Below are 24,507 nucleotides of genomic sequence, written 5' to 3' on the forward strand. Positions count from 1 at the left end.
CTGTTGAGTTCTCAAGGAACGGACGCTTCCTTTGTACTCACCCAAGCTACTCTCGGGCTTTCCTCCGGGCAGTTTCCCTTCGGTCTTGCGTTTCCAACCTTACCAGATCCGTTTTCCGTTCCGTTTCCGGTCGGAATTCATTTCCGGTGGCCGTTGGAGGGCCTTACCTAATTGATTGCCCTGGGGCTTTCTTTCGGTGAGTCCGACTTTATCAGAAGTTTTTGACCGGGCTAACCGGCCGTTCGTTCCGATTCATCGGGTGGACTCGCTCGGGACATTGCATTCACGAGGAGCCGATACATTTTCACTGCCGCCCTGGGGTATGACCACCTCTAGGCAACTGTTCAAATCTACCTCCCCACAGTGGCCGTGTCAACGGCTCTTGCGGGAACGAAGAGGAGACTAACAGCCCGACGGGGGTGGACGCACATCAGGCGGCGGTCGGGACCGCGGCGCTGCGTTCGTGCTCCTCGACATCGCCCGTGTCGCCGGCCCGGACGGCTCGTCCGCCCAGGACATAGACGTACGCCAGGAAGGCGAGTTCGGCGAGGATGCCGATGCTGATGCGGGCCCAGGTGGGCAGGCCGGACGGGGTGACGAAGCCTTCGATGGCGCCGGACACGAACAGGACCAGCGCCAGGCCTATCGCCATGCCGAGGGCGGCTCGCCCTTCCTCGGCCAGCGCCGAGCGGCGGGTTCGGGGCCCTGGGTCGATGAGGGTCCAGCCCAGTCGCAGCCCCGTGCCGGCTGCCACGAAGACCGCGGTCAGTTCCAGCAGGCCGTGCGGGAGGATCAGGCCGAGGAAGACGTCGAGGCGGCCGGCTGAGGTCATCAGGCCGATGCCGACGCCCAGGTTGAGCATGTTCAGGAGCAGGATCCAGAGGACCGGCAGGCCCAGGAAGATCCCGAGAACGAGGCACATCGCGGCGGCCTGGGCGTTGTTCGTCCACACCTGGGCCGCGAAGGACGCGGCGGGATGGCTGGAGTAGTACGTCTCGTACTCGCCGCCGGGGCGGGTCATCTCGCGGAGCGCGTCGGGGGCCGCGATGCTGGCCTGGACCTCCGGGTGGGTGCCGATCCACCATCCCAGGAGCACGGCGACGAGGGTGGAGAGCAGCGCGGTGGGGACCCACCAGTGACGGGAGCGGTAGACCGCGGCGGGGAAGCCGTGGGTCAGGAAGCGGGTGACGTCGCGCCAGGAGGCTCGTCGGTTGCCCGTGACGGCGCTACGCGCGCGTGCCACCAGTTGGCTGAGCCGTCCGGTCAGCTGCGGGTCCGGAGCGCTCGACTGGATCAGTGACAGGTGGGTGGCGGTGCGCTGGTAGAGGGTGACGAGTTCGTCGACCTCGGCTCCGTCGAGGCGGCGCTGGCGGCGGAGCAGGGCGTCGAGGCGGTCCCACTCGGCACGATGGGCGGACACGAAGACATCGAGGTCCATCGGGTGTGCTGCTCCTCGTCCCTCTCGCACTGCGTGTCGGCTTGTCGTACTGATCGCACTGGTCGTACTGCGGCGCGATATGACCTCAGCTTGGCAGACTGGCCACTCTCGGGGCAGGTCAGGGGATGAATCCGGAAGGGACTACGGGTGTGAGTGAGCTAGTGACAGGCGAGGCGGTGGCGCTGGAACTGCGTCCCGCGAAGCTGCCGAGCCGGGCGCTGGCCGTGCTGCTCGACCTGGTCGTGGCCATGGTCGTCTACCTCGCGGTGGTTCTGGTCCTGGTGCTGTCCACGGCCGGTCTCGACGAGGCGGCGCAGACGGCGATATCCATCGCGAGTTTCCTGCTCGTCCTGGTGGGCGGGCCGATCGCGGTGGAGACGCTGAGCCATGGGCGTTCGCTGGGGAAGCTGGCCTGCGGGTTGCGGGTGGTGCGGGACGACGGGGGGCCGATCCGGTTCCGGCACGCGCTGGTGCGCGGGGCGGTCGGGGTGGTCGAGATCCTGATGACGTTCGGGGTGATCGCGTGCATCGCCTCGCTCGTGTCGGCGCGGGGGCGGCGGCTGGGTGACGTGTTCGCCGGGACCCTGGTCGTGCGGGAGCGGGTGCCTGCCGGGCGGGCGGCGTTCGTGCCTCCGCCTCCGCCGTGGCTCGCGGGACAGTTCGCCGCGCTCGACCTCTCGGCCGTGCCGGACGGGCTGTGGCTGGCCATCCGCCAGTACCTGACACGGATGCGGCAGCTGGACCCGCACGTCGGCGCGGCCATGGCGGAACGTCTCGCCTCGGACCTCGCGGCGCGTACCGGGGCGCCGGCCCCCTACGGGGTGCCGCCGGGCGCCTACCTGGCGGCCGTGGTGCACGAGCGGCAGGCCCGGGAGGCTCGCCAGGCTTTCCAGGGCTCGGCAGGGGCGGGGGCGGGTGGCGTGCCCGCCGCTCAGCACCCTGCCGTTCAGCCTCCCGCGACTCTTATGTATGCACAGCCCGGGGAGTACGTGGGTCCGGCCCCGGCTGCGGGCGGCTCCGGCTCCGGGTACGTGCCGCCGGCGGGAGCCGCAGGTGCCGCGCCCGGGCCCGAGCGCGGCGCTGTCGGCCTTCCCGGCATGGCCGCTCCCGGCGCCCCGCCCGCCTCCGAGCCGCCGCACTCGCCGTCGCCCGAGCGGCCGAGCACCGGGTTCGCCCCGCCGTCCTGAGGAGCGGGTAGGGCTGCGTCTCAGTCGAACGTGGACGGCGGAGTCTCCAGGTGCTCCAGCTCGATTCCGGGGGCCGCCAGGACGACGTCGCCCGCGATGTGAACGGTGTGCCGCTCGCCTGTGTCCAGGGCTGTGACCTGGTATTCGTCCACGGTCAGGGGGCCGTTGTCAGTGGCGTGTGCTTCTCTTGCGATCAAGGCCCAGGACTGGTCGAGGGTGCGCGGGGCCAGGACCGGGTCGGTGAAGGCGACGAGGCGTACGCGGGTGGCCGGGGCGGAGGGGGTGAGGCGCAGCAGGCGGGCTGTGGCGATCAGGAACGCCGGGGAGGTGCCGGTGAAGGCATGGGCGCGGACATTGCCTTCGGCGGCTTCCATACCGGTTGGGTCGGTGCGGACCCAGGTGACTCCGTCCAGGGCGGCGCCGCGGACCTGCCAGCTCGCGGCGTGCAGTTCGAGGCGGATGGGCCGGCCGAGTTCGTCCAGGGCGAGGTCGACGGAGCCGGCGTGGTCGCCGGAGGGGGCGGTCAGTTGCGAGACATAGCGCCAGCCGGAGGGGCCAGGCGCGCAGTGGAAGTGTTCCTCGGCGAGGAGGGTGTGGTCGTGCGGGTCGTGAAGCGAATACCGGCCGCGGGGCATGGGGGTCCTGGGTCTTGACGGGCTGGTCCGGCCGACGGGCCTGAGGAGGAGCCGAACGGGCAGGCCCCCGGCACGGGGGTGCGGGGGCCTGCCTGGGTGCTGCTGCCGTGGCGGATGCGTCGACGGTCGACGTACCCGCCGCCGGGTGGATCAGTAGCGGTAGTGGTCCGGCTTGTACGGGCCCTCGACCTCGACACCGATGTACGACGCCTGCTCCGGACGCAGCGTCGTGAGCTTCACCCCGAGCGCGTCGAGGTGGAGCCGCGCGACCTTCTCGTCCAGGTGCTTGGGCAGCGTGTACACACCGATCGGATACTCGGACTGCTTGGTGAACAGCTCGATCTGCGCCAGCGTCTGGTCCGCGAACGAGTTGGACATCACGAACGACGGATGACCGGTCGCGTTGCCCAGGTTCAGCAGCCGCCCCTCCGACAGCACGATGAGCACCTTGCCGTCGGGGAACGTCCAGGTGTGGACCTGCGGCTTGACCTCGTCCTTGACGATCCCGGGGACCTGGGCGAGACCCGCCATGTCGATCTCGTTGTCGAAGTGACCGATGTTCCCGACGATGGCCTGGTGCTTCATCCTGGCCATGTCCGAGGCCATGATGATGTCCTTGTTGCCGGTCGTGGTGATGAAGATGTCCGCCTTGTCGACGACCTCGTCGAGCGTCGTGACCTGGTAACCGTCCATCGCCGCCTGCAACGCGCAGATCGGGTCGATCTCGGTGACGATGACGCGGGCGCCCTGTCCGCGCAGGGACTCCGCGCAGCCCTTGCCCACATCGCCGTAGCCGCAGACCACGGCCGTCTTCCCGCCGATGAGGACGTCGGTGGCACGGTTGATGCCGTCGATCAGGGAGTGGCGGCAGCCGTACTTGTTGTCGAACTTCGACTTCGTGACGGCGTCGTTCACGTTGATCGCCGGGAAGAGGAGGACGCCGTCGCGCTGCATCTCGTACAGGCGGTGGACACCCGTCGTGGTCTCCTCGGTCACGCCGCGGATCTCCGAGGCGAGCTGGGTCCACTTCTGCGAACCGTCGGTGATGGTGCGGTTGAGGAGTTCGAGGATGACGCGGTGCTCGTCGTTCTCGGCCGTGTCGACCGCGGGGACCTCACCGGCCTTCTCGTACTCCACACCCTTGTGGACCAGGAGAGTGGCGTCACCACCGTCGTCGAGGATCATGTTGGGACCGCCGGTCGGGCTGTCCGGCCAGGTCAGCGCCTGCTCCGTGCACCACCAGTACTCCTCCAGCGTCTCGCCCTTCCAGGCGAAGACCGGGACGCCCTGCGGGTTGTCCACCGTGCCGTCCGGGCCGACCGCGATGGCGGCGGCGGCGTGGTCCTGGGTGGAGAAGATGTTGCAGGAGGCCCAGCGGACCCGGGCGCCGAGCGCCACCAGGGTCTCGATGAGGACGGCCGTCTGCACGGTCATGTGCAGAGAGCCGGTGACGCGGGCGCCGGCGAGGGGCTGCGCCTCGGCGTATTCCTTGCGGATCGCCATCAGGCCGGGCATCTCATGCTCGGCGAGAGTGATCTCCTTACGGCCGAAAGCGGCCAGGGAGAGATCAGCGACCTTGAAGTCCTGTCGGTTGTCGACAGTCGTCATTGCGAACTGCTCCTCGGTGTCGGGTCGAGGGTGGGTAGGGCTGGTCTGCGCGGCGGCGGACACAGGGGTGCCCCGAAGAGGACACAGGCATGCCCGCGTGCGCGCAGCGCAGTCCGTCGGAGGCCCTCTCTCCCTCGGCCGGTCCGCGGTGGGACCGCCCGACCGCCATCAGCAGCGACGTCTGGCTCCGTCCCAAGCTACACGGTGGGCTCGGCCTGCCCCAGTCCGCCTGCGTACGGATCGAGCCGAAGGGAGCGGTGCGGCGGGTGATGCGGAGGCGGAAGGCGTGCGGAGGCGGGACGGGGTGGAGGCGGCGCGGCCGGGGGACGGGCAGGGGCCCGTCGCGGCCGTTCGCGCGACGGGCCCCGGGGGTTCGGTGCCTGATGGGGTGGCCCGGCAGGGGCCCGTGGGTCAGTGCTCGGCGGGGGCGGACGGGCCGCCGGGGGCGGCCTCGGGGTCGGCGCCCTTGGCGGCTTCGGCCTCGCTGTAGATGTCGGGTTCGAGGTAGATGACGCGGGCGATCGGGACGGCCTCGCGGATGCGGGCCTCGGCCGCGTCGATGGCGTTCGCGACCTCGGTGGCCGTGTCGTCGTGCTGGACGGCGATCTTGGCGGCGACGAGGAGTTCCTCGGGGCCGAGGTGGAGGGTGCGCATGTGGATGACGCGGGTGACGGTCTCGCCGTCGACGATGGCGTTCGCGATCTTCTCGACGTTCTCCGCGCCGGCGGACTCGCCGAGCAGGAGGGACTTGGTCTCGGCGGCGAGGACGATCGCGATCAGGATGAGCAGGACGCCGATGCAGAGGGTGCCGATGCCGTCCCAGACGCCGTCTCCGGTCAGCAGGGCGAGGCCGACGCCGCCGAGGGCGAGGACCAGGCCGACGAGGGCGCCGAGGTCCTCCAGGAGGACGACGGGCAGCTCCGGGGCCTTGGCGTGGCGGACGAACTCGGTCCAGGACTTCCTGCCCCGCAGGACGTTGGACTCCTTGATGGCGGTCCGGAAGGAGAAGCTCTCCGCGATGATCGCGAAGACGAGGACGCCGACCGGCCAGTACCAGGCCTCGATCGCGTGCGGGTGCTTGATCTTCTCGTAGCCCTCGTAGAGGGCGAACATGCCGCCGACGGAGAAGAGGACGATGGAGACGAGGAAGGCGTAGATGTAGCGCTCGCGGCCGTAGCCGAAGGGGTGTTCCGCGGTCGCCTCGCGCTTGGCCTTCTTGCCGCCGAGGAGCAGCAGGGCCTGGTTGCCGGAGTCGGCGAGCGAGTGCACGGACTCGGCGAGCATCGACGACGAGTGGCTGAAGAGGAACGCCACGAACTTCGCTGCCGCGATCGCGAGGTTGGCGGCGAGTGCCGCCACGATCGCCTTGGTGCCGCCTGACGCGCTCATGTGTCCGAGGTGTCCCTTCGCCTACGCATCTGTCTGTGCGTGGGATGGGTACCCACGCTTCCGTCCGTCACCGGCCGGGCTTTGCCCGCCTTTTGCAGGGGGCATTGTTGCAGCCCGGCCGGGTGTCGGCGCGTCGGGTTGTCGAGAGGCGAGGAGCCAAAGGCGAAAGGCGAGGAGCGAAAGGCGAGGCGTGAGGGGTCAGGCCGTCACGCGATCACGGTCGCGCGGAACAGCGTGCCCGGCCCGGACACCTCGGCCTTCTCGTCCGCCGGTACGAAGACGGACTCGCCGGGTGCGAGCGTGTGTTCGCCGGCTCGGACCGAACCGGCCGTGCAGAGCAGGATCTGCGGGGTGGCGCGGGTGAGGTCGTGGGGGGCGCCGGCCTCGGGGAGGACGAAGCGGGAGAGGCGGAACTCGTCGATGGGCGTCTCGTAGACCTCCTCGCCGTCGGGGGACGCCTCCGGGCGCAGTACGCCCGGGTCGGTCGCCTCGAAGCGGACGACGCGCAGGAGTTCGGGGACGTCGACGTGCTTGGGGGTGAGGCCGCAGCGCAGGACGTTGTCGGAGTTGGCCATGATCTCGACGCCGAGGCCGTTCAGATACGCGTGCGGAATGCCGGCGCCCAGGAACAGGGCCTCGCCGGGCTGCAGGCGTACGTGGTTGAGGAGCATGGCGGCGATGACGCCGGGGTCGCCCGGGTAGTGATGGGAGAGGTCGGCGTAGGGGGCGTGGTCGCCGCCGAGGCGGGCGCAGGCGGCCGCGGCCTCGGTGACGGTGTGGGCCATCTCCTCGAGGTCGGCGCCCAGGACGGCGGTCAACACCTCGCGCAGCGCGGCCTCTTCGGGGTGGGCGTGCAGGAGGTCGACGTACGGCTTGAGGGAGTCGACGTCGAGGGCGGCCAGCAGTTCGGCGGCCCGGAGCGGTTCGCGGAAGCCGCAGAGGCCGTCGAACTCCGTGAGGGCGCAGATCAGTTCGGGCTTGTGGTTGGCGTCCTTGTAGTTGCGGTGGCCCGCGTCGATGGGGATGCCGCGCCGCTCCTCGTCCTCGTACCCCTCCCTGGCCTGTTCGAGGTCGGGGTGGACCTGGAGGGAGAGGGGGGCGCCGGCGGCGAGAAGCTTCAGGAGGAAGGGCAGGCGGGGGCCGAACTTCTCGACCGTGCGGGTTCCCAGCTCGCGTTCCGGTGCTTCGTCGATCACCTCGGTGAGGGGGCCGCGCCCGGTGCGCGAGGGGGCGCCGGGGTGGGCTCCCATCCACATCTCCGCCTGCGGCTCGCCGGTGGGCGCCACCCCGAGGAGCTGCGGGATGGCGGTGGTCGAGCCCCAGGCGTAGGGGCGGACGGTGTTGTCGAGGCGGTCCATGGTGTGTGTTTCTCCGTACGTGGGGAGCCGGTCGGGCCCGGTGGAGGTCGGGCCCGGTCGGGTCGGGCTCCGTGCGGGTCGGGCTCCGGAAGCGTCCGCGAAGGATCAGGCCCCGGAAGCGAGCGACAGGTAAACGGCGGCGAAATCGGTGATGGCGATCATCTCCGCGAGGGTCTCCAGGTCGCTGCCCTCCTCGGGCTCCAGCTCACTGATCGCGGTGTCGTGGCCGAGGGCCAGCTCGCGGGCGGCCGGGACGGCGCTCAGGCCGCCGGTGGGCCTGTCACGGACGAGCACCACGCGCGCGTGCATGACGGGAGCGTCCTCGACGCGGTCACGGAAGAAGTCGTCCGGGTCGGCGTTCCCGGCGAGCGGACCGGACAGCAGCACCATGTGCGAGGCAAGCGCCTCCGGCAGCTGGGCGACGACGGCCGGGCGCCCGGCGAGTTCGGCGAGCGCGGCGGCGAAACGGCGGCCCACGGGTCCTGCGGCCTGGCCTTCGGTCCAGATCATCGGGAGGGAGTCGGCCAGCTCGGCGGCGAGCGTCTTGGCCGGATTGCTGTACGTGGCGATGGCCGGGCCGCACCGCTCGGCGACGTGGTCGAGGCGGTCGGCGACCTTCTGCAGGGCGTCCGGCGCGGCGGCGACCAGGCCGGTGCGGTCCAGCAGCGCGAGCATCGGGGTGAGCAGCGCCCAGAGCACGCCGGGGGCGGCGGCGCCGAGGGGCACCTCCTGCTCGTACGGGGCGGTCGCCATCGGTACGAAGAGCCCGTGGGCGCCTTCCACGGCCTCGGCGACCGGGGTGCGGGGCGGGGCCACGGCGACGATGGTGCAGCCGCGCCGGTAGGCCTGGTCGACCAGGAGCGACAGGCCGGGTTCGGCGCCGTCGGCGGTGGCGATCAGCAGGAGGTCGACCGAGCCCGCCCAGCCCGGAAGGTCCCAGCGGAGAGCGCCCGCCGCGGGGGCCACGCCGGTGGGGTGGATGCGGGTGAGGGGGCAACTGGATCCCGCGAGGGCGCCGAGCAGGTCGGCGACGCCCGCGGAGGCCATGCCCGGGCCCGCGATCAGGAGCGCGCGGGGGCGGCCGTCGGGTTTCAGGTCCGGGATGCCGGCCTCGATGCCGAGGCGGATGGCCGTACGGACCCTGGCGCCTGCCTCGGCGGCGCCGCGGAGCAGGTCGCGGCGGTCCGCCTCCGACAAGGCGTCGGGGGTGTCTAGCAGCGATTCGTCGAGCATGGGCGGCAGCCTCCGATCGCCGGGTGCCCTGATGCGCCTTTTGCCGGGTTTCCCCGCTCGTACGGGGTTACGCCTTGCGCGGGATCGTGATCGCGTGGGTCACGCGGGGCGGCGGGCCTCGTCGACGAGGAGTACGGGGATGCCGTCCCGGATGGGGTAGGCGAGGCCGCAGTCCTGGCTCGTGCAGGTCAGCTCGGTGTCCTCCTCCGTGAGAGGGGCGTGGCACGCCGGGCAGGCGAGGATCTCCAGGAGGCCGGCTTCGAGCGGCATGTCTCGGTCCCTTCGGGGGCGGGGTCGTGCGGTGCGGCCTGGTCAGAGTACCGCCGTGGGGAGGTTGGCGCCGGGGTTGGGGGCGGGGTGGTTCGCGCCCCCGCCGCCTCTACCCGTCCCATCCGGAAGGGGCTGCGCCCCTTCGACCCCCAAGCGTCCGCCCGGTGGGGGCTGGTCGCGCAGTTCCCCGCGCCCCTGAAAGGCAGGGGCTCAGGCCCTGATGATCGCCAGGACCTCGTCCCTCACCTTTGCCATCGTCGTCTCGTCCCTCGCTTCCGCGTTCAGTCTCAGCAGGGGTTCCGTGTTGGAGGGGCGGACGTTGAACCACCAGTCGGCGGCGGAGACCGTCAGGCCGTCGAGGTCGTCGAGGGTGAGGCCCTCGCGGCCCTCGTAGGCGGAGCGGATCGCGGCCAGGCGGCCCGGCTGGTCGGCGACCGTGGAGTTGATCTCGCCGGAGCCGGCGTAGCGGTCGTACTGGGCGAGGAGGCTCGAGAGGGGGCCGTCCTGGCCTCCGAGGGCGGCGAGGACGTGGAGGGCGGCCAGCATGCCCGTGTCGGCGTTCCAGAAGTCCGCGAAGTAGTAGTGGGCGGAGTGCTCGCCGCCGAAGATGGCGCCGGATCTCGCCATCTCGGCCTTGATGAAGGAGTGGCCGACCCGGGTGCGCACCGGCGTGCCGCCGTTCTCGCGCACCACCTCCGGGACGGACCAGGAGGTGATCAGGTTGTGGATGACCGTGCCCGTGCCGCCGTTCCTGGCGAGTTCCCGGGCGGCGACCAAGGCGGTGATCGCGGAGGGTGAGACGGCATCGCCGCGCTCGTCGACGACGAAGCAGCGGTCGGCGTCGCCGTCGAAGGCGATGCCGAGGTCGGCGCCCTCCTCGCGGACGCGCTTCTGGAGGTCGACGATGTTCGCCGGGTCGAGGGGATTGGCCTCGTGGTTCGGGAAGGTGCCGTCCAGCTCGAAGTACATCGGGACCAGGTCCAGCGGCAGGCCCGCGAAGACCGTGGGGACGGTGTGGCCGCCCATGCCGTTGCCCGCGTCGACGACGACCTTCAGGGGGCGGACGGAGGTCAGGTCGACGAGGCCGCGCAGGTGCGCCGCGTAGTCCTCGAGCGTGTCCCGCCGGGTGATCGTGCCCGGTGCGGCGGCCGGGGCCGGCGCTCCCGACTCGCTCCAGCGCTCGACCAGCTCACGGATCTCGGCGAGGCCGGTGTCCTGGCCGACGGGGGCGGCGCCGGCGCGGCACATCTTGATGCCGTTGTACTGGGCGGGGTTGTGGGAGGCGGTGAACATCGCGCCGGGCAGGTTCAGCGCGCCCGACGCGTAGTACAGCTGGTCCGTGGAGCAGAGGCCGATCTCGGTGACGTCCACGCCGAGCGTCGCCGCGCCGCGCGCGAAGGCACGGGACAGGCCGGGCGAGGAGGGCCGCATGTCGTGGCCGATCACGAGGGCGTCGGCGCCGGTCACCTGGGCGAAGGCCGCCCCGAAGAGCTCGGCCAGGGGCTCGTCCCACTGGTCCGGAACCACCCCGCGTACGTCGTACGCCTTCACGATCGTCGACAGATCAGCCGCCACGGCCACACCCTCCTGAAGTCCCCACCGGATCACCCCAAACTACCCGGACGGACCGACAGCCGAGGGCGGGACCTCCGGGTGACGGCCGAGGGTGGCTCGGGTCCGGCGGAAGGGCCTCAGGGAAGCATCCATTCCAGTACGGGCGTGCTCTGTCCGACCACGATCAGGCACATCACCAGCAGCAGTCCGAGGCTCCATGGCAGCACCTTGCGCAGCAGGTCGCCCTCGCGCCCGGCGAGGCCGACCGCGGCGCAGGCGATGGTCAGGTTCTGCGGGGAGATCATCTTGCCGAGGACGCCACCGGAGCTGTTGGCGGCGGCGAGCAGTTCCGGCGACAGGCCCGACTCACGGGCCGCGTTCACCTGGAGGGCGCCGAAGAGGGCGTTGGCCGAGGTGTCCGAGCCGGAGACCGCGACGCCGAACCAGCCGAGCACCGGCGACAGGAAGGCGAGTCCCACGGTGAGGATGGCGAACCGCAGTTCGTGGACCGTCGCCGCCCACTCCCTGACCGCCACGCGCGCGTGGACCCCCAGGACCACGGCCGTGAGAAGACCGGCGAGCAGCACCAGCGTGCCGCCGGTGGACACGATCGGCCAGGTGAAGACGTTGCCTCCCACCGGGTCGCCTTCGGGGCCCGCGACGTTCAGGAAGGGCCAGTCGTACGTCCGGGTCGCACCGGCCAGCCAGTCCTTCACCGCGGGGAGCTGGGCGACGGAGAAGATCACGACGATCAGCGCGTACGGGGCGTAGGCGCGCAGGACTTCGCGGGGCGGGTCCTGTTCGTCGAGGTCCTCGCTGCGCACACCGGTCAGGACGGCGGCGCGTACGGGCTCGGCGGCGGGCCGACGGGCCTGCGGTACGGCGACGAGGGCGCCCGCGCCCAGCAAGGCGGCGCCGATGTCGGCGAGTTGTGCGGAGACATAGTTGGAGGCGATGAACTGGCCGACCGCGAAGGCGAGTCCGCACACGAGGGCGGGCACCCAGGTCTCGCGCAGCCCGCGGCGCCCGTCGACGAGCCAGACCAGTACCAGGGGCACCGCGAGGGCGAGCAGCGGTGTCTGGCGGCCGACCACGGACGCGACCGTGTCCAGGGGCAGTTCGGTGACCTGGGCGAGGGTGACGACAGGGGTGCCCATGGCGCCGAAGGCGACGGGCGCGGTGTTGGCGACCAGGGCGACCACGGCGGCCTTCACCGGTTCGAAGCCCAGCGCGACGAGCATGACGGAGCAGATGGCGACCGGCGCGCCGAAGCCGGCGAGGGCTTCCAGGAGCGCGCCGAAGCAGAACGCGACGACGAGCGCCTGGATGCGCGGATCGTCGGAGAGCCGCCCGAAGGAGCGGCGCAGGATGTCGAAGTGCCGGGTGTGGACCGTCATCCGGTACACCCAGAGGGCGTTGACGACGATCCACATGATCGGGAAGAGGCCGAAAGCGACCCCCTGGGCGGCGCTGGAGAGCGTCTGACCGAGCGGCATGCGGAAGGCGAGCCAGGCGACCAGAACGGCCGTCAGAAGGCCGGTCAGGCCCGCCAGATGGGCTTTCAGTCGTACGACGCCGAGCAGCACCAGGACGGTGACGAGAGGCAGGGTCGCGACGAGGGCGGACAGGCCGAGCGAACCGGCCACGGGTTCCAGTTGCTGGACGTACACGGGAGCCTCCCCGGATTCCGCGATGCGGAAGCGGTCTCTCACGGCACGGGCACCCGGAATGGTCGCGTCCGCACCGAGGCGGCGTCAACAGGCGTGCGCCCTCGCGGGGAACGGTGCGAACGGAAAGAGCCACGACGGGAGCGGAGCCACGGCGACGGCCTCTCGTCAGAGGCGAGCCGGAGTCGGCCCGGGTCAGCCGGAGATCAGCCAGACATTAATTGTCGGGCGAGCGCAGCACTCGGAGGTGGCCGCGGCGGGCGACCTCCATCGGGTCGGCCGTGCGAGCGCCGCCACCGCCACCGGCCTCGGCCGTGCGCTGCTGCGGACGGGCCGCCTCGCGCACGGCGTTGGCCAGTGCCTCCAGGTCGTCACCGCTGGGGCGCGCCGGGGCCGAGGCGTCCAGCAGCCGGACGACCTCCCAGCCGCGCGGCGCGGTGAGGCGCTCGGAGTGCTCGGCGCACAGGTCGTAGCAGTGGGGTTCGGCGTAGGTGGCGAGCGGGCCGAGGACCGCGGTCGAGTCGGCGTAGACGTACGTCAGCGTCGCGACGGCGGGGCGGCCGCAAGCGGTGCGCGAACAGCGACGTACAGGGCTCACGACGTTGGACGGTACCGCACTCTTGAGCGGGCCGCGACGACTCTGCACCAGGTCACTCCCCCGTGTCGTGCTGTGAAACGCCCCACACGCCCCTGGAAACCCACCTCGTTGACCTGCGAGTAACCCCGTGTCCGGCATGCCGAACAGTACCGAGGCCGATCAATTTTCCGCATAAACCACGCCAATTGGCGCGAGATCGCCGGTCTCGTGGAGATACGGAAACGAGCCCAACCTTGGCTGGAATGGTCATCCCGCGACAGGCCGCGGGGCCCGCCGGGGCGCCTCCGTGCGGCGAGCCGGTTGGACAGGCCAGGTCAGCGGTGCCGGGTCCGGGGCGCGGCCGGGAGTGTGGAGCCGGGCGGGCGGACCGTGCGGGGACTACGCTTCACAGGTGATGGACGACCTCGTACCGCCCCGCGCCGCCTCCGCACCCGGGCCCCGCCGCCGAGATCGGCACGGCAGGGGGATGCGCGGGCCCATCGCGCCGCCGCAGGTGCCGCTCGCGGCGAGTCGCGCGGACGTGTTCGCGGATCTCGTGCAGGACTCCGTGGAGCGGCTGGAGCGGCGGTGGCCGCAGCTGGCGGACATCGACTTCCTCGTGCTGGAGGTGCCTCGGCTCGACGGGCCCTCGGACGGGGCGTGGAACGACGAGGCGGTGCCGCTCGGGGGGATCGTGGTGGCGCGGGAGGGGCGGCCGGCTCGGGTCGTGGTGTATCGGCGGCCGGTGGAGATTCGTACCAAGGGGCGTGAGGAGCGGGCCGCGCTGGTGCATGAGGTCGTGGTGGAGCAGGTGGCCGAGTTGTTGGGGCTGAATCCGGAGACCGTGGATCCGCGGTACGGGGAGGACTGACGTCGGTGGGTGCGCCCGGGAGGGGTCGCCCCCGCCGCCCCTACCCGTCCCATCCTCAAGAGGCTGCGCCCCTTCGACCCCCAGCGTCCGCCCGGTGGGGGCTGGTCGCGCAGTTCCCCGCACCCCTGATGGCCTGCGGCCATCTCAGAAGCGCGGGGAACTGCGCGAGAAGCCCCACTCACCCGCACCCGCCGACGAAACCCGCACCCCCGAGTTCTCCGGCGAACCCGTCCCCCACCTAACGCTGCATGATCGACAGGTCCTGGCGCGCCTTCGGGACGGCCACCATTCCTCGGTCGTCCGGGAGGGTCTGGATCGTGAAGGCGGGGATGCCGTCGAGCTTGGATTCGAGGGTGCGGGAGGCGTAGACGGGGGCGCCGGACGTGGACTCCACGGTGAGGGCGTAGGTGCCCTTGAGGCCGCTCGGGGCCGGCATCTCGACCTTCTGGGTGGTGCCGGCCTTGATCTTGAAGGTCTTCGTCGTGGCCTCGCCCCCACCGCTGCCGACGGACGCGGTGACCTTGACCTCGGCCGCGCCCGTGGGGGCGGTGAGGGCGAGTGTCGTGCCCTTGGCGCGGTTGTCGGTGACGGTGGCGCGCGCGCCGACCGCGCGGGTCGCCGGGATGAAGGCCGTCTCCTGGTCGGCGCCCTTGCCCCGGACGACCCGGAGGGCGGCCACCACCGGGACCGCATCGCCGGTGGGGGCGAGGATCAGCGACCCGGGCTCGCCGCGCGTGATGTCGCCCAGGTCGGCGGTGGCGGTCATACCGCCCTTGACGTGCAGCGTCTCGTTGCCGGCCGGGGTGATCGAGCCGCTCGGCGCGGCGAGGCGGAGCTTCAGGTCGGCGTCGGTCTCGCCGGGGGCGAAGGCGACGAGGGTGACGGAGGTGGCGTCCTCCGGGATGCCGGGGAGGACCAGGGTGCCCGCCGGGTCGGCCGCGGCCGAGAGCCAGTCGCCGCCCTGCTTGTCGTCGAGGGCCTGGACCGCGGCGGCGACCCGGCCGCTGCGGACGTTGATGTGGACCGTGAGGCCGGCCTCCTTCGCCGTGGCGAGCGTCGACAGCAGGACCGGCTCGCCGGAGCGGGGCTGGACCGTGATGCCGTCGCCCACCGTCGACTTCAGGGCGCCGTCCTTGCCGAAGAGCTCGATGTCGACGACGGCCGCCGAGTCGTCCGGGTTGACGAGGTGGACATAGTCGGTGCGGCCGGCGGCCGTGCTCGCTCCCGGGAACCAGAACTCGGTGTCGGGGGCGGAGCAGTTGACGCCGAGCAGACCGCGGCCGGTGCCGGCGGCGACCTCGGTGGTCTCCTGGACCGTCCAGCCGGGCGCGAACTTCCCCTCGGCCGTGCCGATCAGCGCGGGCGAGTCACCGCCGTCGGTGCTGTCGGCGACGGGCTTGCCGGGCTCCTTGACCTCGATGACCGGCTTGGCGGCCTTGCCCTTGCCGCCGCCGTCGCCCTTGTCGCCCTTCTCTCCCTTGTCGTCCTCGCCGCCTGTGTCGGGGGCTGTCGATCCCCCGCCGGCCGCGACGAGTTCGGCGGCGCCCTCGCCGGCGGTGCCCTTGGTGACGGGGGTGAAGGCGGTGTACGCCGTCTCCGCGAGGTCCGACGTGCTCGGCTGGGGGCAGAGCAGACTCGTGCGCTGGACGGGCAGTTGGGCCGCCGCCTTCGTCGTGGTGTCGCCGCCGGAGGCGTCGGGCGCGGAGAGCGCGGCGAAGCCGGTGACGGCGGCGAGGGCGGTCGCGCCGGCGATCAGGGACAGGGTCTGGCGGTTCACTGCTGGTGGCTCCCGTCGGGGCGCTCGCTGTCGGCGCCGGTGCCGTGCGACGGGTCGTACGTCGCGTCGTAGCCCTGGGCGTACGTCTGGTCGTACGGGGCCGTGTTGCCGCCGTAGGTGGCGTACGGGTCGTACTGGGCGCCCTGGTAGGGGTCGGCCTGGTACTGCTGCTGGTCGTAGGTGCCCGCGGGGTACTGCTGGCCGCCCTGGTAGGCCTGGTCGTAGTGGCCGTACTCGGCGCCCGCCTGGTCCGCGGTCGCCCACTCCCCGTACGTCTGCTGCTGCGGGACGGGGGCGCCTACCGGGGCCTCCTCCGGCGCGGGGGGCGGGCCGGCGTCGGCGGACTGTTCGGCCTCCGCCTCCGCCTGGGCGCGCAGTCGGCGGGCCCGGCGACCGTCGCCGGTGAGGTCCTGGGCGGGCACGGCGACGGGCTCGTCGGGGAGGTCGTCGTCGACGTCCCGGCGGCGGCCGGGCAGGGCGAGGACCACCAGGACCACGGCGAGCGAACCCTGGGTCCACAGCCAGCCGGTGTGGGTGACCGGGGCGTCGAAGGTGACGTCCAGCCTGCCGCCGTCGACGGGGAGCTGGAAGCCCTGGGCCCAGCCGTCGACCGTGGTCGGGGTGAGCGGCTTGCCGTCGAGGGTGGCCGTCCAGGACTCGTCGGCGGTGTCGGCCAGCCGCAGGACCCGGCCCGAGCCGCCGGCCGGGATGGTGGTGTGCACGTCGACGGGGCCCGCGGCGACGGGCTCGGGGGCACCGGAGGAGGCCTCGACGGTGACGCGCGCGACCTGGCGGTCCACCCGCCACAGGGCGCTGCCGTCCTGCTGGCTGAGCCTGCTCAGACCGGGCGTGGCGTCCAGGACCCGGCTGACTTCGCGGGGCGCGCCCGGCCGGACCAGGACGTAGCGCACGGCGAAGCCGCCGAGTTCGTCGGTCTGGTCGGCGCCGGAGCCCGCGACGAGGTTGGCGACGACCTTGTCGAGCTGTTCGTTCTCCCCGGCGCCGGCGGTGAGTTCGGCGTCGCCGAGGCGGACGCCGGAACCGCGGATCAGGGTGTAGCCGACCTCGGCGGCGGAGTCGCTGTCGAGGACCAGGGTGCGGGCCTGGTCGCGGGTGCCGCTCTCCTCGGCGACGAACGCGGGCACCTGGACCGGGTCGCGGCGCTTCAGGGGGCCGTCGGCGCCGCCGAGCACCCAGCCGGCGGCGGCCAGCAGCGGGCCGACGGCGGCGGCGAGCGCGATGAGCACGGCCACCGGCTGACGCCAGCCGAAGCTCTGCTCGGCCACCCGGTGGCGGGCGCCGTCGGCGCCCAGGGTGGCGGCGGTGAGGAGGGCGATGCCGTAGACCAGGGTCGCGGGGCCGGCCCAGGTGGAGCCGTTGGAGAGGACCGCGAGGACGAGGGCCACCAGGGCTGCCGTCCAGGCGGTGCGGATGGCCGGCTGGCGTTCCGCGCGCAGCAGGGCGGCCAGTGCCGCGAGGACGACGCCGATGAGCGTCAGCCCGCCGACCGTGCCGGGCCCGCCGGGACTGATGCCGAGCAGATCGGTCGCCGAGGCCGTGCCGGAGCCGTACTCCAGACCGGCCTCCTCGAAGAAGCCGAACGGCAGCAGCGTCAGCGACCAGGGGGCGAGGATCAGCAGCGGGGTGCCGAGCTGGGCGAGGAAGCGCGGGCCGTAGGCGGTGATCTCGCGGCGGCGGACGACGAGGAGCCCGAGGCCGAGGAGCAGCGCGATGGGCCACACGATCGGGGTGAACGCGGTGGTGATCGTCAGCAGCAACGCGTACGCCCAGGTGGCACGCCAACTGCCGCGCGCCCCCGTGTTGCTCGTGAGCCCGGCGGCCGCGGCGCCCGCGCGGGCGATGAGGGGCAGCAGGATCGCGAGGACGGCGGTGCCCAGACGGCCGGTCGCCAGCGCGCCGGTGACGGCGGGCAGGAAGGCGTACACGATCGCGGCCCAGGCGCGCAGCAGCCGGGACTCGACCAGGCGGCGGGAGGCGAAGTACGCCGTGAAACCGGCCAGCGGCACGGAGGCCACCAGGAGCACGGTGACCGCGAGTCCGGTGGAGCCGAACAGCAGCGAGGCGAGCATGGCCACGACGGCCAGGTACGGCGGGGCGGCCTCGGCGCCGCCCGCGCCGACCGGGTGCCAGGCGTCCAGGTAGCGCGACCAGAGCTCGGCGGAGTCCGCGGGGGCGGGCAGCAGGGTGCCGCCGGCCAGCGCGCCGCCGCCGAGCAGGGCACGGCAGGCGACGAGCGAGGCGAGCAGCAGGAGGGCGAAGAGCACGGGGCCGGGGGCGCGCGCGATGCGCTTGAGCCGGGCGAACTGCTCGACCTGGAGGAACTCGGCGTCGTCGTCGCCGGGGCCCGACTCGACCGCGCCGCCGTGCCGTCCGGCCGGGGTGGTCTCGGCGTCGGTGTGGCCGAACAGGTCGCCGGCGGCCTGTTCGACGGTGGCCCGGACGGTCGCTCCGGGCGGCGGGAACAGCGGCCGCAGCTCGCCCTTGTCCAGCTGCGAGCGGCCTCGTCTGCGCCGCCCGGCGATGATCCGCTCGGGCCGCAGCAGCACGCTCAGCAGGCCCCGGATCTCGTCGACGGCCTGTCCGGGGACCTTGCCGACGAGGTACGCGACGATCCTGAGCAGGGTGCCGAGGACGATGCGCAGCAGCACCCAGGGGAGCTGCGCCGTACGGGAGTTGACGAGGAGGGTGTAGACCGCGCCGGCCTTGTCGACCATGTGCGGGGAGGCGGCGCTGCGGCCCACGCAGTCGACGGTGCGGCGCTCGCGCGAGGAGGCCTCGGCGTGCCGGACGACGGCCTCGGGGGCGACGAGGACGCGGTGTCCGGCGGCGGTGGCGCGCCAGCACAGGTCGACGTCGTCCCGCATGAGGGGCAGTCGGCGGTCGAAGCCGCCCAGCTCCTCGAAGACGTCGCGGCGGATCAGCATGCCCGCGGTGGAGACGGCGAGGCTGGGCTTGACGTGGTCGTGCTGGCCCTGGTCCTGCTCGCGGCGGTCCAGGCCGGTCCAGCGGCGGCCGGAGTGGGCGATGGTGACGCCGACCTCCAGGAGCTGACGGCGGTCGTACCAGCCGCGCAGCTTGGGGCCGACGACGGCGACGTCGTCGCGGCCCAGCTCGCGTTCGTTCTCCACGACGCGCAGCAGCTGGGCGAGGGCGTCGGGTTCGGGGGCGCAGTCGTCGTGCAGCAGCCAGAGCCATTGGACCGGCTCCCCGTGGGGGAGTTCCGGCAGGTCGTACGCGTCGTCGCGCCAGCTGCGGGTGACCGGGTCCCAGCCGCTGGGGCGGCGGAGGTAGGCGAGGTCGTCCGGGGTGAGGACGCCCGCGGTGCGGTTGGCCTCCTCGACGGCCTGGCCGAAGCCGGTGCGGCGGGCGAGGTGCAGGACGCGGTCCTCGCCGAGGGCGTCGGAGAGGAGCCGGGCGGAGTCGTCCGCGCTGCCGGTGTCGGCCGCCATGGCGCTCTGCACGGGGCGCTCCTGGCCGAGCAGGCCGGCGAGCGCGTCGGGCAGCCAGCGGGCGCCGTCGTGCGCGACGAGGACCGCGGTCACCACGTGACGTGGGAACTCGGGAGTGGCAGCGTCGTGGTGGGCTGCGGTGTGGCTGTGCACGGACATCGAGGTACGGGCCCCGGTTCGGTGGACTGCGGTGGACGTCTGTGTCCGGCGGGGACAGCGGGACGTCTCGGACGAGGGCCCACACTAACGGCTGAGCAGCACGGCGGCCCGCCGCCTGTGGACAACCCACGCGCGACGGGCCGGACATGTTCGGTTGTTTCTGTTCGACTGTCCCCGGGACGGGTCGGGTGTTCCGGGAGGGGTCAGACGGCCGCCTTCTTGAGGCGGCGACGCTCGCGTTCCGACAGGCCGCCCCAGATCCCGAACCGCTCGTCGTTCGCGAGGGCGTATTCGAGGCACTCGGAGCGGACCTCGCAGGCGAGGCAGACCTTCTTGGCCTCGCGGGTCGAGCCGCCCTTCTCGGGGAAGAAGGACTCGGGATCGGTCTGGGCGCACAGCGCGCGCTCCTGCCAGCCGAGTTCCTCGTCCGCGTCGTCGACCAGCAGTTGCTGCACGAGCTCGGTCATGTGCGCCCCTCGTCCGTCTTTCGCGTCCCCGTCGTGCGGCCGTTACCGATTTCGGCTGAACGACACGAGTGAAATTACAAGTGTGCTGCTACGGGCGAGTCAAGCCGAGATCTGCTATTGAGCCCCTTATTCACTCTGCGGAACCAAGGCTATGCGGAAAGTGTTCAAATCGGCATAAACCCTGACGGCAGTGCGGCCGCAGAGGGGAGCTCTCACCGGATCACCCTTCCTTACGGGGAAAGACGCCCAGGAGTTCGATCTCGTTCCGGCTCGATCCCACTCGCTCGTTGCGGGATGTGCGCCATGTGTCCCCGACTCCCCCAGCACAAACCTTTCGCCGCGCGGATGCACCGAAAGAGGTGAACAGGCATCCACATACCGGACCCGAAGTTGACAGCGGAGGTGTGAACCGCTGTGCTTGTGGGCATGCTCGCGCACTTGGCACTCACCACGACCCGGACCGCCGGGTCCCATGGTGCTGCCCGCTGCCGCTGTAGCTGTTGCTGTCCCAGCTGTTGAGCCTTCCCCGCTCCGGCTGCCACTGAGCCCGTCCCGGCTCGGCTGCTGTTCCCACTTGCGAAACCCAGCCCTCCCCCACGCACTCATCGTCGAGGACCACCTCTCTTCATGAACAGCGACAGCGACCTCCAGATCGCCGGCGACCTTCTCGAAGTACCGCACCTCCTCCAGGCGCCGCGCCAACACCCGGTCACCGTGGCCGAGTTCGCCGGACTGGCCCGTGCCCTCGCCGACGACCGCTCCCGCTGGGAGCACCTCGTCGAGTACGACGCGACCACCCGCTGGTACCACCGGCTGCTGACCGGGCCCGGGTACGAGGTGTGGCTGCTGTCCTGGGTGCCGGGCCAGGGCACCGGACTGCACGACCACGGGGGCTCCTCCGGCGTACTGACCGTGCTCGACGGCACGCTGACCGAGCGCACCGACCGGGGCACGCGCGTGCTCGGCGCGGGCGCGCAGCGGGTGTTCGCGCCGGGCTACGCGCACGAGGTCGTCAACGACACGCTGGAACCGGCCGTCAGCCTGCACATCTACTACCCCGGCCTGACGGACATGCCGATGCACACCAAGGCCTGCGCGACGGGCGCGGCGACCGCCACGGTCTGAGCCGGGCACCGGGCACGCCGGCCCGCGGCCCGCCCCGGGGTGCGAAACCGGCCGTGATCACGGCCGGGCGACCCGTTGTCGTACCCGCCTGCGAGACTGAGTGCCATGCGCATTGTGGTTCTGGCAGGCGGCATCGGTGGTGCCCGGTTCCTGCGCGGTCTGAAGCGGGCCGTGCCGGACGCGGACATCACGGTCATCGGCAACACCGGGGACGACATCCACCTCTTCGGGCTGAAGGTCTGCCCGGACCTCGACACGGTGATGTACACCCTCGGCGGCGGCATCGACGAGGAGCAGGGCTGGGGCCGGGCGGACGAGACCTTCCACCTCAAGGAGGAGCTCGCGGCGTACGGCGTCGGGCCCGAGTGGTTCGGCCTCGGCGACCGGGACTTCGCCACGCACATCGTGCGGACCCAGATGATCGGCGCCGGATATCCGCTGAGCGCCGTCACCGAGGCGCTGTGCGACCGGTGGAAGCCGGGCGTGCGGCTCATCCCGATGACCGACGACCGCGTCGAGACCCATGTCGCCGTCGAGGTGGACGGCGAGCGCAAGGCGATCCACTTCCAGGAGTACTGGGTGCGGCTGCGCGCCTCCGTGCCGGCCGAGGCGATCGTGCCGGTCGGCGCCGAGCAGGCGAAGCCCGCGCCCGGGGTCCTGGAGGCCCTCGCCGAGGCGGACGTGATCCTCTTCCCGCCGTCGAACCCCGTCGTCTCCGTCGGCACCATCCTCGCCGTGCCCGGCATCCGGGAGGCGATCGCCGAGGCCAGGGTCCCCGTGGTCGGTCTCTCCCCCATCGTCGGTGACGCGCCCGTGCGCGGTATGGCCGACAAGGTCCTCGCCGCCGTCGGCGTCGAGTCCACGGCCGCCGCCGTCGCCGAGCACTACGGCTCCGGGCTGCTGGACGGCTGGCTCGTCGACACGGTCGACGCGGGCGTCGTCGAGCGGGTCGAGAGCGCCGGGATCCGGTGCCGGGCCGTGCCGCTGATGATGACCGACGTGGAGGCGACGGCGCGGATGGCGCGTGAGGCGCTGGCGCTGGCGGAGGAGGTGCGGGGGGCGTGAGCGATACGCGGGACTCTCGGGAGTCACAGCAAGCGCGGGACCTCGGGGGCGCGTCGGGCGCGGCCTTGGGTGGGGACGGTCTGCCCGGTCCCGCCTACCGGGTCTGGGCGCCGACGGGGATCCCCGAGGTCCAGCAGGGGGACGATCTGGCCAAGCTGATCGCCGCCGCCGAGCCGCGGCTGGCCGACGGGGACGTGGTGCTCGTCACCTCCAAGATCGTGTCCAAGGCGGAGGGACGGTTGGTTGAGGCGGTCGACCGGGAGGCCGCGATCGACGCCGAGACCGTGCGGGTGGTGGCCCGGCGCGGGGCGCTGCGGATCGTGGAGAACCGGCAGGGCCTCGTCATGGCCGCCGCCGGGGTCGACGCCTCCAACACCCCTTCCGGGACCGTGCTGTTGCTGCCCGAGGACCCCGACGCCTCCGCGCGGGCGATCCGGGACGGCCTCAGGGACGCGCTCGGGGTCGAGGTCGGGGTCCTGGTCACCGACACGTTCGGGCGGCCCTGGCGCAGCGGGCTGACGGACGTCGCCATCGGTGCGGCGGGTGTGCGGGTCCTCGACGACCTGCGCGGCGGCACCGACGCGCACGGCAATCCGCTCAGCGCGACCGTCGTCGCCACCGCCGACGAGCTGGCCGGCGCCGGTGACCTGGTGAAGGGCAAGGCCGCCGGGCTGCCCGTCGCCGTCGTCCGGGGGCTCGGGCAGGTGGTGGCCGAGGACGCCGGCGAAGGGACCCGGGCACTCGTTCGGGGCGCGGCGGACGACATGTTCCGGCTCGGCACCTCCGAGGCCGTACGGCTGGCGGTGACCCAGCGGCGTACGGTCCGGGCGTTCACGGACGAGCCGGTGGACCCCGGGGCGGTGCGGCGGGCCGTGGCCGCCGCGGTGACCGCGCCGGCGCCGCACCACACGACGCCGTGGCGGTTCGTGCTGCTGGAGTCGGAGGAGTCGCGGGTGCGGCTGCTCGACGCCATGCGGGACGCGTGGGTCGCGGATCTGCGGCGGGACGGCAAGAGCGAGGAGTCCATCGCGAAGCGGGTACGACGGGGGGACGTGCTGCGCAACGCGCCGTATCTGGTGGTGCCGTGCCTGGTGATGGACGGGTCGCACACGTACGGGGACGCGCGGCGGGACGCGGCCGAGCGGGAGATGTTCGTCGTCGCCGCGGGCGCCGGGGTGCAGAACTTCCTCGTCGCGTTGGCCGGGGAGCGGTTGGGGTCGGCGTGGGTGTCGTCGACGATGTTCTGCCGGGATGTCGTACGGGAGGTGCTGGGTCTGCCCGAGGGGTGGGATCCGATGGGGGCGGTGGCTGTGGGGCACGCGGCGGTCGCGCCTGCGGCGCGGGCGGAGCGGGATGCGGGGGCGTTCATCGAGGTGCGGTGACGTGTGACGGGTAGGGCCGGGCACCTACGGTTCAGGGCGCCTATGGTTCGGGGTGGCTCGGATCGGTGGGCGGGTACGGCTGTGTGGGGCTTCTCGCGCAGTTCCCCGCGTCCCTCGGGCGTCACCGCTACGCGGTTCCCCCCGCTCCTGAAAGGCCCCTACGCTCATAGGGTGCCCCTCACTACCTAGGACCTCTTCGTGGCCGGACGGTTTCCTCAGCGGCCCACTCGTACGACCGTGCGGGGTGGGCATGTCGCCGTGCCCGGTGGGGTGCCCCGGCAGGGGCTGGTGGCCGGGCGGCGGCGGAGCTGGGTGCCCGAGGGGGCGCTCGATCTGGGGCTCGTGCTGGGGCCGCTGCGGCGGGGGCCCGGCGATCCGACCTTCCGCGCCACACCGGACGGGTCCGTGTGGCGGGCCAGTCGTACACCGGTCGGCGCCGGGACGCTGCGGGTCGCGCTGCGGGGCGGGGTCGTCGAGGCGGAGGCCTGGGGGCCGGGGGCCGAGTGGCTGCTCGACCAGGTGCCCACGATGCTCGGCGCGTCGGACGAGCCCGAGGCCTTCGCGCCCCGGCATCGGATCGTGGCGATGGCCTGGCGGCGGCGCCCGGGGCTGCGGCTGACGCGGACCGGGCTGGTGCTGGAGTCGTTGATCCCGTCGGTGCTGGAGCAGAAGGTCACGGCGGACGAGGCGTATCGGGCCTGGCGGCTGCTCGTACGGCAGTTCGGTGAGCCCGCGCCTGGGCCCGCGCCGGGGCGGATGTGTGTGATGCCCGGGGCCCGGGACTGGGCGCTGATCCCGTCCTGGGAGTGGCATCGGGCCGGGGTCGACGACAAGCGGGCGTCCACGATCCTGCGGGCGGTGCGGGTGGCGGGGCGGCTGGAGGAGGCCGTGGGGATGTCGCCGGTGGAGGCGCGGGCGCGGTTGGAGCTGGTGCCGGGGATCGGGCCGTGGACCTCGGCGGAGACCGTGCAGCGCAGTCATGGGGCGGCGGACGAGGTGACCGTGGGGGATCTGCATCTGCCGGGGATCGTGGGGTTCGCGTTGGCGGGGGACCGGGATGCGGACGACTCGGTGATGTTGTCGTTGTTGGAGCCGTATGCGGGGCAGCGGCATCGGGCGGCTCGGTTGGTTCTGTTGTCGGGGCGGGTGCCGGCGCGGAGGGTACCGCGGATGCCTCGGGGGGACATCGGGCGGTTGTAGCGCCCCCGCCGCCCCTACCCGTCCCATCCCCAGGGGCTGCGCCCCTTCGACCCCCATCCGCGGGCCCGGTGGGGG

At 72.4% G+C, this 24,507-nt stretch carries 19 protein-coding genes; 6 read left to right on the plus strand and 13 right to left on the minus strand.

Features of this window, described 5'->3' with window-relative positions:
- Positions 1 to 430 precede the first annotated feature (430 nt).
- Positions 431 to 1,438, minus strand: coding sequence for a stage II sporulation protein M (locus ACZ52C_RS16305; RefSeq protein ID WP_469075354.1), 1,008 nt, complete (start codon positions 1,436 to 1,438; stop codon positions 431 to 433).
- 149 nt (positions 1,439 to 1,587) lie between these two features.
- Here ACZ52C_RS16305 and ACZ52C_RS16310 point away from each other — a divergent pair, with 149 nt between their 5' ends.
- A complete protein-coding gene (locus tag ACZ52C_RS16310; protein ID WP_469075355.1) occupies positions 1,588 to 2,625 on the plus strand; it encodes an RDD family protein in 1,038 nt (345 codons plus the stop codon).
- A 20-nt stretch (positions 2,626 to 2,645) separates the two neighbouring features.
- Here the strand turns inward: ACZ52C_RS16310 and ACZ52C_RS16315 are convergent, their stop codons facing one another.
- The 9 genes from ACZ52C_RS16315 to ACZ52C_RS16355 form a co-directional block, all read right to left on the minus strand.
- Complete coding sequence (locus ACZ52C_RS16315) at positions 2,646 to 3,260, minus strand: hypothetical protein (RefSeq protein WP_469075356.1); 615 nt, start codon at positions 3,258 to 3,260, stop codon at positions 2,646 to 2,648.
- A 150-nt stretch (positions 3,261 to 3,410) separates the two neighbouring features.
- Positions 3,411 to 4,868, minus strand: a complete 1,458-nt coding sequence (ahcY, locus tag ACZ52C_RS16320; protein WP_469075357.1) for an adenosylhomocysteinase — start codon at positions 4,866 to 4,868, stop codon at positions 3,411 to 3,413.
- A 411-nt stretch (positions 4,869 to 5,279) separates the two neighbouring features.
- Positions 5,280 to 6,257, minus strand: a complete 978-nt coding sequence (locus ACZ52C_RS16325) for a cation diffusion facilitator family transporter (protein WP_469075358.1) — start codon at positions 6,255 to 6,257, stop codon at positions 5,280 to 5,282.
- 206 nt (positions 6,258 to 6,463) lie between these two features.
- Positions 6,464 to 7,615, minus strand: a complete 1,152-nt coding sequence (gene manA, locus ACZ52C_RS16330; protein WP_469075359.1) for a mannose-6-phosphate isomerase, class I — start codon at positions 7,613 to 7,615, stop codon at positions 6,464 to 6,466.
- Between the two features lie 105 nt (positions 7,616 to 7,720).
- Positions 7,721 to 8,848, minus strand: coding sequence for an SIS domain-containing protein (locus ACZ52C_RS16335; protein WP_469075360.1), 1,128 nt, complete (start codon positions 8,846 to 8,848; stop codon positions 7,721 to 7,723).
- Positions 8,849 to 8,947: 99 nt separating this feature from the next.
- Positions 8,948 to 9,118: a Trm112 family protein gene (locus tag ACZ52C_RS16340; RefSeq protein WP_005485663.1), complete on the minus strand. Its 171-nt coding sequence runs from the start codon at positions 9,116 to 9,118 to the stop codon at positions 8,948 to 8,950.
- Positions 9,119 to 9,328: 210 nt separating this feature from the next.
- On the minus strand, positions 9,329 to 10,693 hold the full coding sequence (locus ACZ52C_RS16345) for a phosphomannomutase/phosphoglucomutase (protein ID WP_469075361.1): 1,365 nt from the start codon (positions 10,691 to 10,693) through the stop codon (positions 9,329 to 9,331).
- Between the two features lie 116 nt (positions 10,694 to 10,809).
- Positions 10,810 to 12,342: an L-lactate permease gene (locus tag ACZ52C_RS16350; protein ID WP_469075741.1), complete on the minus strand. Its 1,533-nt coding sequence runs from the start codon at positions 12,340 to 12,342 to the stop codon at positions 10,810 to 10,812.
- Positions 12,343 to 12,556: 214 nt separating this feature from the next.
- Entirely contained in the window at positions 12,557 to 12,985 is a 429-nt protein-coding gene (locus tag ACZ52C_RS16355; RefSeq protein ID WP_469075362.1) for a DUF3499 domain-containing protein, read from the minus strand.
- Positions 12,986 to 13,331: 346 nt separating this feature from the next.
- Between ACZ52C_RS16355 and ACZ52C_RS16360 the strand changes: the two genes are divergently transcribed.
- Positions 13,332 to 13,787: a metallopeptidase family protein gene (locus tag ACZ52C_RS16360; protein WP_093793006.1), complete on the plus strand. Its 456-nt coding sequence runs from the start codon at positions 13,332 to 13,334 to the stop codon at positions 13,785 to 13,787.
- Positions 13,788 to 14,025: 238 nt separating this feature from the next.
- On the opposite strand, the gene ACZ52C_RS16365 is transcribed toward ACZ52C_RS16360, so the two are convergent.
- The 3 genes from ACZ52C_RS16365 to ACZ52C_RS16375 form a co-directional block, all read right to left on the minus strand.
- Positions 14,026 to 15,564, minus strand: a complete 1,539-nt coding sequence (locus ACZ52C_RS16365) for a DUF5719 family protein (protein WP_469075363.1) — start codon at positions 15,562 to 15,564, stop codon at positions 14,026 to 14,028.
- The gene (locus tag ACZ52C_RS16370; RefSeq protein WP_469075364.1) at positions 15,561 to 19,193 is read right to left on the minus strand and encodes a glycosyltransferase; all 3,633 of its coding nucleotides are present in this window, start codon (positions 19,191 to 19,193) and stop codon (positions 15,561 to 15,563) included. The genes ACZ52C_RS16365 and ACZ52C_RS16370 overlap by 4 nt, the downstream gene beginning before the upstream one ends.
- Positions 19,194 to 19,396: 203 nt before the next feature.
- Complete coding sequence (locus ACZ52C_RS16375) at positions 19,397 to 19,660, minus strand: WhiB family transcriptional regulator (RefSeq protein WP_003975777.1); 264 nt, start codon at positions 19,658 to 19,660, stop codon at positions 19,397 to 19,399.
- 627 nt (positions 19,661 to 20,287) lie between these two features.
- Here ACZ52C_RS16375 and ACZ52C_RS16380 point away from each other — a divergent pair.
- The 4 genes from ACZ52C_RS16380 to ACZ52C_RS16395 all read left to right on the plus strand — a co-directional run bounded on the left by ACZ52C_RS16380 (position 20,288) and on the right by ACZ52C_RS16395 (position 24,432).
- Entirely contained in the window at positions 20,288 to 20,785 is a 498-nt protein-coding gene (locus ACZ52C_RS16380) for a cysteine dioxygenase (RefSeq protein WP_469075365.1), read from the plus strand.
- 105 nt (positions 20,786 to 20,890) lie between these two features.
- A complete protein-coding gene (gene cofD / locus ACZ52C_RS16385) occupies positions 20,891 to 21,850 on the plus strand; it encodes a 2-phospho-L-lactate transferase (RefSeq protein ID WP_469075366.1) in 960 nt (319 codons plus the stop codon).
- A 65-nt stretch (positions 21,851 to 21,915) separates the two neighbouring features.
- Positions 21,916 to 23,232 (plus strand): coenzyme F420-0:L-glutamate ligase, encoded by a 1,317-nt coding sequence (locus tag ACZ52C_RS16390; RefSeq protein ID WP_469075742.1) that lies wholly within the window; start codon positions 21,916 to 21,918, stop codon positions 23,230 to 23,232.
- A gap of 198 nt (positions 23,233 to 23,430) precedes the next feature.
- Positions 23,431 to 24,432 carry a DNA-3-methyladenine glycosylase family protein gene (locus ACZ52C_RS16395; protein WP_469075367.1) on the plus strand — a complete coding sequence of 334 codons (1,002 nt, stop codon included), beginning with the start codon at positions 23,431 to 23,433 and terminating at the stop codon, positions 24,430 to 24,432.
- Positions 24,433 to 24,507: the final 75 nt, after the last annotated feature.

This window comes from Streptomyces sp. NPDC034049 (assembly GCF_055575575.1).

Excerpts from the sequence above, each read along its gene's own strand:
- manA (WP_469075359.1), bottom strand. The coding sequence starts at position 7,615 with ATGGACCGCCTCGACAACACCGTCCGCCCCTACGCCTGGGGCTCGACC.
- cofD (WP_469075366.1), top strand. The coding sequence starts at position 20,891 with ATGCGCATTGTGGTTCTGGCAGGCGGCATCGGTGGTGCCCGGTTCCTG.
- ACZ52C_RS16370 (WP_469075364.1), bottom strand. The coding sequence starts at position 19,193 with ATGTCCGTGCACAGCCACACCGCAGCCCACCACGACGCTGCCACTCCC.
- ACZ52C_RS16325 (WP_469075358.1), bottom strand. The coding sequence starts at position 6,257 with ATGAGCGCGTCAGGCGGCACCAAGGCGATCGTGGCGGCACTCGCCGCC.
- ACZ52C_RS16380 (WP_469075365.1), top strand. The coding sequence starts at position 20,288 with ATGAACAGCGACAGCGACCTCCAGATCGCCGGCGACCTTCTCGAAGTA.
- ACZ52C_RS16305 (WP_469075354.1), bottom strand. The coding sequence starts at position 1,438 with ATGGACCTCGATGTCTTCGTGTCCGCCCATCGTGCCGAGTGGGACCGC.
- ahcY (WP_469075357.1), bottom strand. The coding sequence starts at position 4,868 with ATGACGACTGTCGACAACCGACAGGACTTCAAGGTCGCTGATCTCTCC.
- ACZ52C_RS16315 (WP_469075356.1), bottom strand. The coding sequence starts at position 3,260 with ATGCCCCGCGGCCGGTATTCGCTTCACGACCCGCACGACCACACCCTC.
- ACZ52C_RS16360 (WP_093793006.1), top strand. The coding sequence starts at position 13,332 with ATGGACGACCTCGTACCGCCCCGCGCCGCCTCCGCACCCGGGCCCCGC.
- ACZ52C_RS16335 (WP_469075360.1), bottom strand. The coding sequence starts at position 8,848 with ATGCTCGACGAATCGCTGCTAGACACCCCCGACGCCTTGTCGGAGGCG.
- ACZ52C_RS16340 (WP_005485663.1), bottom strand. The coding sequence starts at position 9,118 with ATGCCGCTCGAAGCCGGCCTCCTGGAGATCCTCGCCTGCCCGGCGTGC.
- ACZ52C_RS16375 (WP_003975777.1), bottom strand. The coding sequence starts at position 19,660 with ATGACCGAGCTCGTGCAGCAACTGCTGGTCGACGACGCGGACGAGGAA.